The sequence below is a fragment of the Providencia sp. PROV024 genome, assembly GCF_032709665.1.
Classification (GTDB): domain Bacteria; phylum Pseudomonadota; class Gammaproteobacteria; order Enterobacterales; family Enterobacteriaceae; genus Providencia; species Providencia huashanensis.
In genome coordinates this window covers 2,057,884-2,071,164 of record NZ_CP120545.1, presented here as the reverse complement: position 1 = coordinate 2,071,164, position 13,281 = coordinate 2,057,884, and the positions used below count along the sequence as shown (strand labels likewise).

Below are 13,281 nucleotides of genomic sequence, written 5' to 3'. Positions count from 1 at the left end.
TCAATCAGAGTGCTGCACGTAAGGCATCACGGATCAATGTTTCTGAATCACTACCAGGTTTAGCTACTTTGCTGACCATCCGGCTGGCCTCTTGCGGTTTATAACCTAAAGCAATCAAGGCTGCCGCTGCCTCAGCTTCAATATCCGCAGTGCTTGGCTGTTTACTGTTAACATTAGGAAGATTGATATCACTTGTTTGATTAAACAGATCCCCATTAAGGCCTTTAAAGCGGTCTTTCATTTCAACCACTAAGCGTTCTGCGGTTTTTTTACCAATACCGGGAAGTTTCACTAGTGATGCAATTGCTTCTTGTTCTATTGCTGAAACAAATTGTTGGGCGGACATACCCGATAAAATCGCCAGAGCCAATTTTGGACCAACACCATTGACTTTAATTAATTCCTTAAATAGCGCTCTTTCTTGCTTATCATTAAAACCGTACAATAATTGGGCATCTTCACGAACTACAAAGTGAGTAAAAACAATAGCTTCTTGGCCAATATCTGGTAGTTCATAGAAGCACGTCATTGGCATATGGACTTCATAGCCAACCCCTTGCAACTCTAATAATACTATTGGTGGTTGTTTTTCTAATACAATGCCACGTAAACGACCAATCACATTGAGCCCCTCTGTTATCGTCTAAAATTCGACCAATTTAGCCTGCTATTATTAATACTGCTGTTTATACCATAAAAAATGCTGGATGCATATCCAGCTGAGAAGCTATTTATTATTAAAAAGTTACTTGAAGAGCAGTAAACTACCTCAATCGCCCGCGCGTTAACACCAGTCGTGGGTCTCCAACTTTCAGTAAATTTTGATTAAAATGGCAATGGGTGATCGCAATTGCCAAAGCATCAGCCGCATCAGACTGAGGGTTCGCTGACAACTTGAGTATAGACTTAACCATATGCTGTACTTGGCTTTTTTCAGCAGCACCTGTACCGACAACGGTCTGCTTTACTTGCCGTGCCGCATATTCGAACACAGGGATATTTGCATTGGCTGCAGCAACAATAGCAACTCCCCTCGCCTGACCAAGTTTTAAAGCTGAATCCGCATTTTTTGCCATAAAAACTTGTTCAATTGATAATATATCAGGTTGGTATTGGGTGATAATTTCCGAGACACCCGCGTAAATTCGTTGCAGACGACTTGGTAAATCATCAACTTGAGTCCGAATACAACCACTACCCAAATACAGCAGTTGCCTGCCTTGTTGGCGAATAACACCGTAACCGGTGACTCTTGAACCGGGATCAATCCCTAATATAATCGCCATATAAAATCTATTTATGCCTCTTTATATTAATTACATCATAATTTATTGTTCTGGTTAGCTGCATAATACTATCAATTTCAATTAAATAGCTATTTGAACATCATAATATTAGCCAAGCATATATGTAAAAATAAATTAAGTTATCAGTATTGAAAAGTATAGCGAATAAAAGAAGGGATATCATGGAAGGCGTTAGAGAAAACAGGCTGCAACAGCCCGCTTTCTCTACGCGGATATGTCTTAAATTGTAGCGAGTGTAATAAAACACCTCACTTTTTACAGTGTCGCTGCAACTTCGTCAGAAATATCACCGTTGTGATAAACTTCCTGAACATCGTCAGAATCTTCTAACATATCAATGAGTCGTAACAGTTTTGGCGCTGTTTCTGCATCCAACTCCGCTTTTGTTGATGGGATCATTGAAACTTCAGCGGCTTCGCTAGTAAAACCCGCGGCATCAAGTGCGTCTTTTACTTCACCGAAAGTTTCTGGCGTCGTATACACATCTATCGCACCATCATCGTAAGTTTCTACGTCATCAGCACCCGCTTCTAATGCCGCTTCCATCAAGGCGTCTTCATCAACACCTGGTGCATAAGTGATCACACCACGTTTAGTAAACAGATAGGCTACAGAGCCATCCGTCCCTAAGTTACCACCGGTTTTAGTGAAAGCATGACGCACTTCAGAAACGGTACGATTACGGTTATCGCTTAAACATTCAACCATAACCGCTGTTCCACCAGGGCCATAACCTTCATAAATGATTGTTTCCATATTATCGTTATCATCATTACCCACACCACGTGCAATTGCACGGTTTAAGGTGTCACGAGTCATGTTATTTGATAACGCTTTATCTACAGCTGCACGTAAACGTGGGTTAGTTGCGGGATCACCCCCACCTAAACGGGCTGCTGTAACTAATTCACGGATAATTTTTGTAAAAATCTTACCGCGTTTCGCATCCTGGGCTGCTTTACGGTGCTTGGTATTGGCCCATTTACTATGACCTGCCATGAAATATCTCCAAAAACGTCAATACAATAAATTAAATAGCAAATTCTAAAATAGCCTGACTGTTACTCCATGATTTGGTTAATTTGGCGGCTTCTTGCGGCGTCAACCAACGAAAATCAGTATGTTCAGTCAGTAATGGCATTTGTTCTTCATCGAGAACTAGTTTAAACCAGTGCTCTTTGCAATGTGATACATCTGGTGCATAACGATGCCTGAAATGCGCGAAAATTTCAAAAATGATACTATGAAATAAGTCTTGTGGCGGATTTTGTTCGACGTCAAAACCTGTTTCTTCTTTAATTTCACGACACGCCGTTTCAAACGGCGTTTCGTTAGATTCCAGACTTCCCGTTACTGACTGCCAAAAGTCTGGATCATCGTTACGCCTTAACATAAGCACCCGACCACTATTTTTAGCCACGATAATGACTAATACCGATTCTGGGCGCTTATAGATTTTCATTCGGCGTTATCACTCTTCATTTTTTACTTCTAGGTCTTTTGCAACGACGGCAATGGCTAACTCAGTTAAAGCCTCTGGGTTCGCATAGCTTGGTGCATTTGTCATTAAACATGCTGCCGCCGTTGTTTTTGGAAACGCAATAACATCACGGATGTTATCAGTCCCAGTTAGCAACATCACTAAACGGTCAAGACCAAATGCAAGACCTGCATGTGGTGGTGTACCATATTTTAATGCATCTAATAAGAAACCAAACTTCTCTCGCTGATCTTCTTCATTAATACCTAAAATACTAAATACAGTTTGTTGCATCTCATTACGGTGAATACGAACAGAACCGCCACCCACTTCATAACCATTAATTACCATATCATAAGCATTGGCAACTGCTTCTTCTGGCTTGTTAGCGAGATCTTCTGGAGTGAAGTCTTTCGGTGACGTGAATGGGTGGTGCATAGCAGTTAAACCACCTTCACCATCTTCTTCAAACATTGGGAAGTCAATCACCCACAGCGGTTGCCAGCTATTTAAGTTGGTGATTTCAAAGTCGCGACCAACTTTCAAACGCAACGCGCCCATTGAATCTGTGACAATATTTTTCGCGCCAGCACCAAATAGAATGATATCACCATCAGCAGCACCTGTGCGCTCAAGCAATTGGTTAATAACCTCTTCGCTCAGGAATTTAGCCACTGGGCTTTGAATACCTTCAAGGCCTTTTGCACGCTCATTGACTTTCATCCACGCCAAACCTTTCGCGCCGTAGATACCTACAAATTGACCATATTCGTCAATCTGTTTACGTGTCATTGCGGCACCACCAGGGACTTTTAATGCAGCCACTCGGCCTTTAGGGTCGTTTGCTGGACCTGAAAATACCGCAAACTCAACATCTTTAACGATGTCAGCAACATCCACCAGCTCCATTGGGTTTCGCAGGTCTGGCTTATCAGAACCATAACGGCGCATTGCTTCCGCAAAAGTCATGATTGGGAAGTTGCCTAAATCAACCCCTTTTACCTCTAACCATAAGTTACGGATCATGCGTTCCATGATTTCACGCACTTGCTCAGCGGTCATAAATGAGGTTTCGACGTCGATTTGGGTAAATTCAGGTTGACGATCTGCACGTAAGTCTTCATCACGGAAACATTTTACGATTTGATAATAACGGTCAAAGCCAGACATCATCAGTAACTGTTTGAACAGTTGAGGTGATTGTGGCAGCGCGTAGAATTTACCTTTATGTACACGGCTTGGGACTAAATAGTCACGAGCGCCTTCAGGGGTCGCTTTGGTTAACATTGGGGTTTCTACATCTAAAAACCCTTCTTTATCCATAAAATTACGCACAAAACTGGTAATTTTTGCACGGGTACGCAAACGCTCAGACATTTCAGGGCGGCGTAAATCCAAATAACGGTATTTTAAACGACGCTCTTCTGTATTCGTTTGATTGCTATCTAATGGTAGCGGCTCAGAGCGGTTAAAAACATCAAGCTCTTCAGCAAAGATTTCAATTTCCCCAGTTGCCATATCTTTATTTTTTTGGCTATCTGGGCGCGCGCGTACTGTCCCTGTGATTTGGATACAGAACTCATTACGCAGCTCTGACGCTTTTTCAAATATGTCTTTGCGATCCGGATCGAAAAAAACTTGTACGATACCTTCACGGTCACGCATATCGATAAAAATCAAACCACCTAAGTCACGACGGCGGTTTACCCATCCACAAAGGGTGACCTTTTGGCCTTCATGAGCAATGTTTAACTGCCCACAATAATTAGTACGCATACAATATCCTTTTACTCAGCTTGTTGTGCATTTGCTTGCTGCGGGAATTTGGCATTTTGCTGAACATTGAGCTGAAAATTCAGAATGTCAAAAAGGCAGACATTATACAGGAAATTCTGTCAGACAAATAGTTACGGATCTAACTTATCGCGTAAACCATTTTGTTTTTAATCATATTTTCATCAATTTTAATGCCACCAATAAATAACATTAAAATTAAATCACTAGGCATGCAGACAGCACACGATGATCTGTTCGATTTTAAGTGACTATGAGCACCATGTACATATTACTACAAAGGTTTATTTTATCTGTTCAAGGGAATATTGAATAAAAAAACAACCTTTTGTTGATTTCATTACCTATCGTTATTCAGCAACACCATTTTTAGTGACAAAATTTTCTATTTAGGAATCGTTACCTTTTTCAGTTTGCTATAATCGAAAACTGTATAAATGCTCAATTAATCATCATCTGCTGTTTAAGGATTGCATATGAAAAAAATGTTACTTGCCTCATCCATAATTATGCTACTTGTAGGATGCCAAACTGTGAAACCCGCAGATACTGATAATACCAAAACATTTTATGTCGATTCTTCACTCGCTGACTGTGTCGGCGTTGCCCCAATGAAATGTATGAAAGTAAAAGAAAACCCTAATGATGACTGGCAATTATTTTATAATTCAATTCAAGGGTTTGAATACCAACCCGGTTTCACTTATACCCTACAAGTGAAACAGTTTGATGTGCCAAACCCACCAGCAGATGCCCCAAGCATTCGCTATGAACTTGTCAAAATCATTGAAAAAAAATAATGTTTAATCATTAAGCTAGGGTTTCTACCCTGCTTAATGATTTTACTCAGTGTAAACTTCAAATTTTTATTATCAAAAAATAAAAGAGTGACGACATTGTGACTGATAAAATTATTGATAAGCTGGGGTTAATCGCCTTATCACAAAGCAAAATTGCCATGGTTCGCTCCCATAACAAACAGCTGTTTTATATCCCTGGCGGCAAAAGAGAGCTTGGTGAAACGGATGAACAAGCATTATGCCGTGAAATTGATGAAGAACTCACACTAAAACTGGACACTAGCTCTATTCGTTTTTACGGTGAATTCATTGGGTTAGCGGATGGCAAGCAAGATGGCACTCAAGTCCGTATTCGTTGTTATTTTGCCGAATATAACGGCAAACCGCAGCCTGCAGCTGAAATTGCTGAACTCGCTTGGTTTGATAGCCATGATTTATCACGCTGTTCCACAACAGCAGTACATATTTTACAACGATTAAAACAAGATGGTTTAATCAAATAAGATTGAATGATTACCCAAAAAAGTTGTGATTTTATTTGTCCTATGGCTTTTTAAGAATTACAATTTACAAAATATCGTTAATACACATTACTATAACTTATATTTTTAGGTGTTTTCATAGTTTGATTCGTTTTATGGTGGAGTAAAAAATGGTCAGCTCTTTGTACGCTGTACTAGGTGCCTTACTGCTGCTTAGATTATCTTTAAATGTTGTGAAGCTGCGTAATCAATATCGTATAGCTTATGGTGATGGCGGTTTTTATGAATTACAAACTGCAATCCGTGTTCATGGCAATGCCATCGAATATATCCCTATCTCCCTTATTTTGTTACTTTTTATGGAGATGAACGGCGCACAAGTTTGGATGATCCACGTTTGTGGTCTTATCTTAATTGCGGGTCGCTTACTTCATTCCTATGGCTTAAAAAACCATGACTATACATATCGCCGTTCAGGTATGGTAGCAACCTACCTTGCTATGGCATTGATGGTCATAGCAAACACTTATTATTTGCCATGGATACAAATCGTTTCGTTTAATCTTTAATTTTTATCGTCTATACGGCACTTACTCACGTGCCGCCGCATTATTCCATGGTATATGGATAGATTTTCAGAAAGCAGCCTTTCTGATACAATCCCCCACTACTTTTGTTTTTGATTAATACAGAACTTATGTCAAGTCAGGACCCAACCCAAAAAGACAGCCTTTTTTCTGCACCTATTGCTAACCTTGGTGATTGGCAATTCGATGAAAAAGTTGCCGAAGTTTTTCCCGATATGATCCAGCGTTCAGTACCGGGGTATTCAAATATTATTACCATGATTGGCATGCTTGCTGGTCGTTTTGTTAAGCCACACAGCCGAGTCTATGACTTAGGGTGTTCGCTAGGTGCTGCCACTTTATCTATAAGACGCAACATTACCGTCGAAAATAGCCAAATCATCGCAGTCGATAATTCACCTGCAATGGTCGAGCGATGCCGTCGTCATATTGATGCTTACCGTGCAGATACACCGGTTGAGGTTATTGAAGGCGATATTCGAGATATCAATATCGAAAATGCCTCAATGGTTGTGCTCAATTTTACCTTACAATTCCTCAATCCGAATGACCGCCAGTTATTACTGAATAAAATTTATCAGGGGTTACAACCTGGTGGTATCTTAGTACTTTCTGAAAAATTTAATTTTGAGGATCAAAAAATCGGTGAATTATTGTTCAATATGCACCACGATTTTAAACGTGCAAATGGCTACAGTGAGCTAGAAATTAGCCAAAAACGCAGCATGCTAGAAAATGTGATGCTGACAGATTCTGTTGAAGCTCATAAAGAACGCCTAAAAAATGCAGGTTTTACTCACTGTGAGGTTTGGTTCCAGTGCTTTAATTTCGGTTCACTTCTAGCACTTAAAGAGGCTTGAGTATGATTGATTTTGGTCGTTTTTACCAACAGATCGCTGTTGGCCCTTTAAGTCATTGGCTTGAAACCCTTCCAGCGCAAATTACTGAATGGAAAAAGCAAGGTTTACATGGCGGTTTTTCCTCATGGGAAAAAATGTTAGATAACTTACCTGTCATGACACCAACACATTTAGATTTACTCAACAGTGTCACTGCCACACGTGAGCCCGAACTGACATCCGGTGAGACTCGACGTTTAAATAATATCCTTGAGCAATTAATGCCTTGGCGAAAGGGGCCATTTTCACTGTATGGCGTCAATATTGATACCGAATGGCGTTCTGATTGGAAATGGGATCGCGTTTTGCCTCATATTTCGTCGTTAAAAGACCGCTATGTGTTAGATGTCGGTTGTGGAAGCGGTTATCACATGTGGCGCATGTTAGGACAACAAGCTAAATTTGTCGTCGGCATTGACCCAACAGAGCTGTTTTTATGCCAGTTCGAAGCAGTCAGAAAACTATTAGGGGATGACCAACGTGCCCATTTATTACCTCTAGGGATAGAGCAACTCCCTGCACTTAACGCGTTTGATACCGTATTTTCAATGGGTGTACTATATCACCGTCGTTCACCACTTGATCACTTATGGCAACTGAAAAATCAGTTAGTTAACGAAGGTGAATTGGTCCTTGAAAGCCTTGTCATTGAAGGTGATGAGTTCCAATGTCTAATCCCGGGTGATCGCTATGCTCAAATGCGCAATGTGTACTTTATTCCTTCAGCTAAAATGCTCAAAGTTTGGTTAGAGAAATGTGGTTTTGTGGATGTACGTATTGTTGACCAAGCGGTGACATCTTTGGAAGAACAGCGCCGCACACAATGGATGAGAACAGATTCATTAGCGGAGTTTTTAGACCCTAATGACCAAACTAAAACCATTGAAGGTTATCCTGCACCGTTACGCGCTATCTTAGTTGCTCGCAAACCTTAAAACTAAAACGCCTAGGGGAAGTTTCCCATAGGCGTTTATTTTAATGATTATTTATCAGAAAGTTACATTGTTATTTGCCATAAATTATAAAAAGCAATTCGACCCGACAACTCTGCTAAGATCACGGCTATTGCACAAATACCCAGTAGCGCCGTCGAATTCCGTCCCCGGTATAAAAGTGCTGGGAAAACAAACAGCATCAATGCGAGAACAACCAGTTGGAAGCTCCAAAAACCCGCTTGTTCTGCACTAATTTCAGGCCCTGTTTCACCCAAAAATGACACATAAGCGGCTCTTGTAGCAAAAATAATAACTGCCCCAATAAGGAAGGCCAAAGCCCCTAACCGCTGAGCACCCAATAGAATGGCTAATGCCCCTCCACCGACTAGCAACGTCATCCACATTTGTAAGGTTGTGAAGACAGTAAACCAATTAGCAACTGTGGCAATGTTATAAACTTGTGGAATTGACCATACAAATGCCAAACCAAAAATCACCGTGCCGATGTTACATAGTTCACTTAATACTTTATTTTTAATAAATAAAGTAAACAGTAAAGTTGCAGCCCCAAAAGCGACAAAAATACCACTCAATAAAGCTTCATTACTCATTGGTGAGCGGCCAACACCTAATAGCATATTAAAGAAGCGCAAAGGTTGCCCCACATGCAGTGCCCCCAAAGCTAACGCAATTATCATCGTAATAAAAGCCACTATATTGGCGTTACGCAATTGGTACTCATCAACCATCCCTATCTTTTTACTCAAATAAGCAAGTAAATATAGACCCGCTGCTGACTGACCCAATACGGTAAAAAATACAAGAGGAAGTTCGTGCATGTTATACCTCCGCCGGGTTTTGTAATTTACCGCTCGTATCACCATAAGGCTTCGCGTCTTTATGCGGTTTAATCACAATATTAGGGTTGGTTAGATTAGGATTTGGCATAGGTGCAATACCACTTATATTACCGTGACGTTCACGAAGTATATTGATATCGTCAAAATCTAATGCTCGCTGAGGGCAAGACTCCACACACACAGGTTTCATCCCCTTTTCAACTCGTTCGTAGCAACCATCGCATTTGCTCATCAGATGTTTCTTTTCATCGTACTGTGGCGCACCATAAGGACAACGTAATTCGCAGTAGCGACAGCCAACACAAACACTTTGGTCGACGACTACTAAGCCATCCTGTTCTCGCTTATGCATGGCTCCCGTTGGGCACCCTTCAACACAAGTCGGGTTAGAACAATGGTTACACGAAATGGATAAGTAATAGCTATAGACATTTTGTTGCCAAATACCATCTTGCTGCTGCCAACTTCCACCACCGAACTCATAGACTCGACGAAATTTAGGCCCTAAATCGAGATCTTTTTCATCTTTACAACTGACCTGACAAGTTTTACATCCCGTGCATTTCGTTGAGTCAAAATAAAAACCATACTGTTTCATCAATCACTCCTTATGCACGTTTTACGTCAACTAAGTTAGTATGTTGAGGGTTACCCTTCACTAAGGCCGATGGCTGTTGGGTGGTTAATGTATTAATACATCCACCAATATCAACACCCTCATCATTCACTTCACGCCAAGCACCTTGTGGAACAGCAATAACCCCCGGTAAAACACGCTCAGTGACTTTAGCTTTGATATACATTCGCCCGCGGTCATTAAATATTTCGGTATTATCACCATCCTTGATCCCTCTAGCAGAAGCATCGATTGGGTTAATCCAATATTGATGGGGTACCGCTTCTCGCAATATTGCAATATTAAAATAAGACGAATGCGCATGGCCCTTATCATGGTAGCCGGTCATTTGTAGCGGATATTTTTGTTTAGCTTGTTTGTTTTCAACACCTTCTGTATTTACGCAATATTCAGGTACTGCTGGAATGCGTTGGTCTGACGGGTATTCCCACTCTTTCGCTATCTTCGCTAACCGTTCTGAATAGATCTCAATTTTCCCTGATGGTGTCGGTAGAGGAGCCGTTTCTGGTGAGTCACGGAATGATTTTAATGCAATATAGTCCGCACTATTCGCCAGTTTTCTATCGACAATTCCCATATCATTTGTTTCTTCAAATGTCGGTAAATGCGGGTTTTTCTCGCGCATTTGATTGTAGCAGTACTCAATCCACTGCTCATGGGTACGCCCTTCGGTAAATTGCTCTTTAATACCTAGTTTTTGCGCAATATCAGCCAGTACATCATAAGATTGGCGGCACTCCCATAATGGCGTAATCGCGTTTTGCAGGCGAATTGCATAATGATATGCACCACTTGCATAGGAATTATTGATCAGGTCATTAGACTCTACGCTCGTGACATCAGGTAAGATCAAATCTGCATATTTTGTCGATGGCGTCATATGTGTGTCCCAAACAAGGATAAATTCACACAAAGACTCATCCGTCAAAATGTTGTGAGTTTTATTTAAATCAGAGTGTTGATTGCCAGTAACATTGCTTGCGTAATGCCATAAGAATTTTACATTTGTTTCGAGGCGCTCTTTACCGATAAGCGTCGAATTTGTTGCTGTCATCTCCGTTCCACGGGCAATGGCATCCGTCCACATAAAACAAGGGATTTTAGTCTTGACTGGGTTAGGAATAGCAAACCCTGGCACTGAATAAGCAACATTACCGCCCCATCCTCCGGCGTTGGTACCAGGACGGCCAATATGGCCCGTAACAATGGGCAGCATCATCACTGCGCGAGAAGCCTGCTCGCCTGACGCTGTTCTTTGCAGCCCCCAACCTTGAGAGATCCACGCTGCTTTAGCATTCCCTAATTCACGAGCTAGTTGAACAATACGGGTAGCTGAAACGCCAGTAATTCGGCTCGCCCATTCAGGGGTCTTTTCTATGCCATCATCACCTTTGCCTAAAATATAATCTTTATAAGAGCCATTTTTTGGCGCAGACTCAGGCAATGTTTGGCTATCCCAACCAACACAGTATTGGGCTAAGAATGCCTCATCAGTTAGCTGTTCTTTAATTAAAGTATGGATGATTGCAGCAACCAAAGCCCCATCTGTCCCGGGGTAAATAGGTATCCACTCAGCGCCAAGTGTTGTCACACTATCTGTCCGGCGTGGGTCAATAATAATCACTTTAGCTTTGCTTTTTTCTAATGCATGGAGGGTTTCATAAAATTGCCCACCACCTGACATGCGTGTTTCTGCAATATTATGACCGAACATCACCACTAAATCGCTATTCGCAATTTCAGACAACAGTGAGTCGTCTAATTTCCCATAAACATAGGGAATAACACCGTTTATTTGTGCGGTTGAATAGGTACCATGTTGGTCAAGGAACCCACCCAGTTGGCTTAATAGGCGCTTACAAGCATTACGCCCTTGTAAATTTGCTCCTGTCGAGCCTGAACCATATTGGTAATAAATAGCTTCATTACCATAAGTATCAATAGTAGAACGTAGTTTTTGTGCCACTATTGTTGTTGCTTCATCCCAAGTGATACGTTTAAATTTCCCTTCTCCGCGCTTTCCTGTACGTAATAGCGGGTACTTCAGTCTATCTGGGTTGTAGGTTTTCCAACGAACAGAGCGCCCTCTTAAGCATGGGCGTATTTGATGTAAACCAAATTGCGAGTCATCATACATAGTCTCATTGGAGATTCGGGTAATTACATCATCCTTCACATGCACTTTTAACGGGCACCTGCTCCCACAGTTCACTAAACATGCGCTGTATTTAATCGTTTCATTGATTTCATCAGGTTGAATGGTAACTGGTGGTGTTGCTTGAGCAGAGAAAGGTAAAGTAATGGAACTGACAATGGCCGTTGTGGTCGCGACTGATGCAGAGGCTTGAATAAATTGCCGCCTACTCAGCGCTTTTTTTCTGATATTGTTAATCATTACATTGCTACCTTTTATTATTATAAATTGAATTACATCGTATTTTTATAGTAATTAAATAGTAGCCATATAAAAAACATGGTTAATTGATATGCATCAACACAACCGATAATCACACCATTAATAGCAAATAAATCATATTATTTACGGTATTAAGCGGTATTTATTAATGAATTAACTGCTAAAAAGCGCAAAAGCAATAAGGAAAACCAATTCATTGATTTTCCTTATCTTATAAACAACACCTAAATACCGTATTGTTGAATGCCTTAAATTATCAGCTACGCAGAGGCTTTTTCTGTAATAGAAATAAAGTCTTTCATCGCTTCTACCGTTGGCCCATCGACACAATAATGAGTAAATTCGTCACTTTCACTATTTGATGCCATTGTGACACCGACTTTACGATAATTCATCGTTGAAGGGACGGTTTTACCCGCTGAGCTATGGACTTCGGTCAAACCTATTTCGATAAACTTACTTAAATTAGCTAAACGAACGCCAGCCCCGGCCATGATTTTCGGCCCATCCATCTGACGGCTTTTTTCATGCAGTTCTTTCAGGAGAGGTAAGCCCAATTCTGCACCTTGTTGTTGGCCAGAAGTTAATATCCGTGCAACACCTAGCTCTTTTAACTGTTCTAGTCCAAGCATTGGGTTGATACACATATCAAATGCGCGGTGGAATGTGATATTCATTCCCTGTGCTATTTCCATTAGTACCTGCATTCGGTTAATGTCAATACGTCCCTCTGTATCAAGGACTCCCACGACTGCCCCAGGAAACCCCATTTCTTTAATCATGACTAAATCTTCACAAATAACATCAAACTCACTAACGTTATAACAAAAATCACCACCCCGAGGACGAATAATAGGATGAACTGGAATATAAAGTTTTTCCCTTGCTAATTTCAGATAACCATAACTTGGTGTCAGCCCACCATCTGCGGCGCCAGAGCACAATTCGATACGATCCGCACCATATTCTTGCGCCACTTGGGCACATTCGATCCCGAAACAGCAAATTTCCAGTTTTGCCATGATGACCTCCAAAAAGTGGCAATAAAGCTAATGCTTTAAATACCCTACAATAACAGTAGGGT

At 41.0% G+C, this 13,281-nt stretch carries 14 protein-coding genes; 5 read left to right on the top strand and 9 right to left on the bottom strand.

The window, feature by feature from the left end:
- Positions 1–4 precede the first annotated feature (4 nt).
- The 5 genes from ruvA to aspS form a co-directional block, all read right to left on the bottom strand.
- Positions 5–622, bottom strand: coding sequence for a Holliday junction branch migration protein RuvA (gene ruvA / locus P3L56_RS09595; protein ID WP_042843897.1), 618 nt, complete (start codon positions 620–622; stop codon positions 5–7).
- Between the two features lie 142 nt (positions 623–764).
- Positions 765–1,286, bottom strand: a complete 522-nt coding sequence (gene ruvC, locus P3L56_RS09590; RefSeq protein ID WP_042843898.1) for a crossover junction endodeoxyribonuclease RuvC — start codon at positions 1,284–1,286, stop codon at positions 765–767.
- A 276-nt stretch (positions 1,287–1,562) separates the two neighbouring features.
- The gene (locus P3L56_RS09585) at positions 1,563–2,306 is read right to left on the bottom strand and encodes a YebC/PmpR family DNA-binding transcriptional regulator (protein ID WP_210831760.1); all 744 of its coding nucleotides are present in this window, start codon (positions 2,304–2,306) and stop codon (positions 1,563–1,565) included.
- Between the two features lie 31 nt (positions 2,307–2,337).
- On the bottom strand, positions 2,338–2,769 hold the full coding sequence (gene nudB, locus P3L56_RS09580; protein ID WP_042843901.1) for a dihydroneopterin triphosphate diphosphatase: 432 nt from the start codon (positions 2,767–2,769) through the stop codon (positions 2,338–2,340).
- A gap of 9 nt (positions 2,770–2,778) precedes the next feature.
- Positions 2,779–4,563 carry an aspartate--tRNA ligase gene (gene aspS / locus P3L56_RS09575; protein WP_042843902.1) on the bottom strand — a complete coding sequence of 595 codons (1,785 nt, stop codon included), beginning with the start codon at positions 4,561–4,563 and terminating at the stop codon, positions 2,779–2,781.
- A gap of 494 nt (positions 4,564–5,057) precedes the next feature.
- Between aspS and P3L56_RS09570 the strand changes: the two genes are divergently transcribed.
- The 5 genes from P3L56_RS09570 to cmoB all read left to right on the top strand — a co-directional run bounded on the left by P3L56_RS09570 (position 5,058) and on the right by cmoB (position 8,284).
- On the top strand, positions 5,058–5,381 hold the full coding sequence (locus tag P3L56_RS09570; RefSeq protein ID WP_042843903.1) for a DUF4377 domain-containing protein: 324 nt from the start codon (positions 5,058–5,060) through the stop codon (positions 5,379–5,381).
- A 98-nt stretch (positions 5,382–5,479) separates the two neighbouring features.
- Positions 5,480–5,884, top strand: a complete 405-nt coding sequence (locus P3L56_RS09565) for an NUDIX hydrolase (RefSeq protein WP_042843905.1) — start codon at positions 5,480–5,482, stop codon at positions 5,882–5,884.
- A gap of 149 nt (positions 5,885–6,033) precedes the next feature.
- A complete protein-coding gene (locus tag P3L56_RS09560; RefSeq protein ID WP_210831762.1) occupies positions 6,034–6,432 on the top strand; it encodes an MAPEG family protein in 399 nt (132 codons plus the stop codon).
- A gap of 128 nt (positions 6,433–6,560) precedes the next feature.
- Positions 6,561–7,310 (top strand): carboxy-S-adenosyl-L-methionine synthase CmoA, encoded by a 750-nt coding sequence (cmoA, locus tag P3L56_RS09555; RefSeq protein ID WP_042843907.1) that lies wholly within the window; start codon positions 6,561–6,563, stop codon positions 7,308–7,310.
- Between the two features lie 2 nt (positions 7,311–7,312).
- Positions 7,313–8,284, top strand: a complete 972-nt coding sequence (cmoB, locus tag P3L56_RS09550; protein WP_042843908.1) for a tRNA 5-methoxyuridine(34)/uridine 5-oxyacetic acid(34) synthase CmoB — start codon at positions 7,313–7,315, stop codon at positions 8,282–8,284.
- 62 nt (positions 8,285–8,346) lie between these two features.
- Here the strand turns inward: cmoB and P3L56_RS09545 are convergent, their stop codons facing one another.
- From P3L56_RS09545 to cutC, 4 genes are all read right to left on the bottom strand, one after another.
- Positions 8,347–9,123 carry a dimethyl sulfoxide reductase anchor subunit family protein gene (locus P3L56_RS09545; protein WP_042843909.1) on the bottom strand — a complete coding sequence of 259 codons (777 nt, stop codon included), beginning with the start codon at positions 9,121–9,123 and terminating at the stop codon, positions 8,347–8,349.
- A 1-nt stretch (position 9,124) separates the two neighbouring features.
- Positions 9,125–9,742: a DMSO/selenate family reductase complex B subunit gene (locus tag P3L56_RS09540; RefSeq protein WP_042843910.1), complete on the bottom strand. Its 618-nt coding sequence runs from the start codon at positions 9,740–9,742 to the stop codon at positions 9,125–9,127.
- Between the two features lie 10 nt (positions 9,743–9,752).
- Positions 9,753–12,176, bottom strand: coding sequence for a DMSO/selenate family reductase complex A subunit (locus P3L56_RS09535; protein WP_042843911.1), 2,424 nt, complete (start codon positions 12,174–12,176; stop codon positions 9,753–9,755).
- Between the two features lie 281 nt (positions 12,177–12,457).
- Positions 12,458–13,219, bottom strand: a complete 762-nt coding sequence (cutC, locus tag P3L56_RS09530; protein WP_042843912.1) for a copper homeostasis protein CutC — start codon at positions 13,217–13,219, stop codon at positions 12,458–12,460.
- Positions 13,220–13,281 lie beyond the last annotated feature (62 nt).

Excerpts from the sequence above, each read along its gene's own strand:
- nudB (WP_042843901.1), bottom strand. The coding sequence starts at position 2,769 with ATGAAAATCTATAAGCGCCCAGAATCGGTATTAGTCATTATCGTGGCT.
- cutC (WP_042843912.1), bottom strand. The coding sequence starts at position 13,219 with ATGGCAAAACTGGAAATTTGCTGTTTCGGGATCGAATGTGCCCAAGTG.
- P3L56_RS09545 (WP_042843909.1), bottom strand. The coding sequence starts at position 9,123 with ATGCACGAACTTCCTCTTGTATTTTTTACCGTATTGGGTCAGTCAGCA.
- cmoA (WP_042843907.1), top strand. The coding sequence starts at position 6,561 with ATGTCAAGTCAGGACCCAACCCAAAAAGACAGCCTTTTTTCTGCACCT.
- ruvC (WP_042843898.1), bottom strand. The coding sequence starts at position 1,286 with ATGGCGATTATATTAGGGATTGATCCCGGTTCAAGAGTCACCGGTTAC.
- aspS (WP_042843902.1), bottom strand. The coding sequence starts at position 4,563 with ATGCGTACTAATTATTGTGGGCAGTTAAACATTGCTCATGAAGGCCAA.
- P3L56_RS09560 (WP_210831762.1), top strand. The coding sequence starts at position 6,034 with ATGGTCAGCTCTTTGTACGCTGTACTAGGTGCCTTACTGCTGCTTAGA.
- P3L56_RS09535 (WP_042843911.1), bottom strand. The coding sequence starts at position 12,176 with ATGATTAACAATATCAGAAAAAAAGCGCTGAGTAGGCGGCAATTTATT.
- P3L56_RS09540 (WP_042843910.1), bottom strand. The coding sequence starts at position 9,742 with ATGAAACAGTATGGTTTTTATTTTGACTCAACGAAATGCACGGGATGT.
- P3L56_RS09570 (WP_042843903.1), top strand. The coding sequence starts at position 5,058 with ATGAAAAAAATGTTACTTGCCTCATCCATAATTATGCTACTTGTAGGA.
- P3L56_RS09585 (WP_210831760.1), bottom strand. The coding sequence starts at position 2,306 with ATGGCAGGTCATAGTAAATGGGCCAATACCAAGCACCGTAAAGCAGCC.
- cmoB (WP_042843908.1), top strand. The coding sequence starts at position 7,313 with ATGATTGATTTTGGTCGTTTTTACCAACAGATCGCTGTTGGCCCTTTA.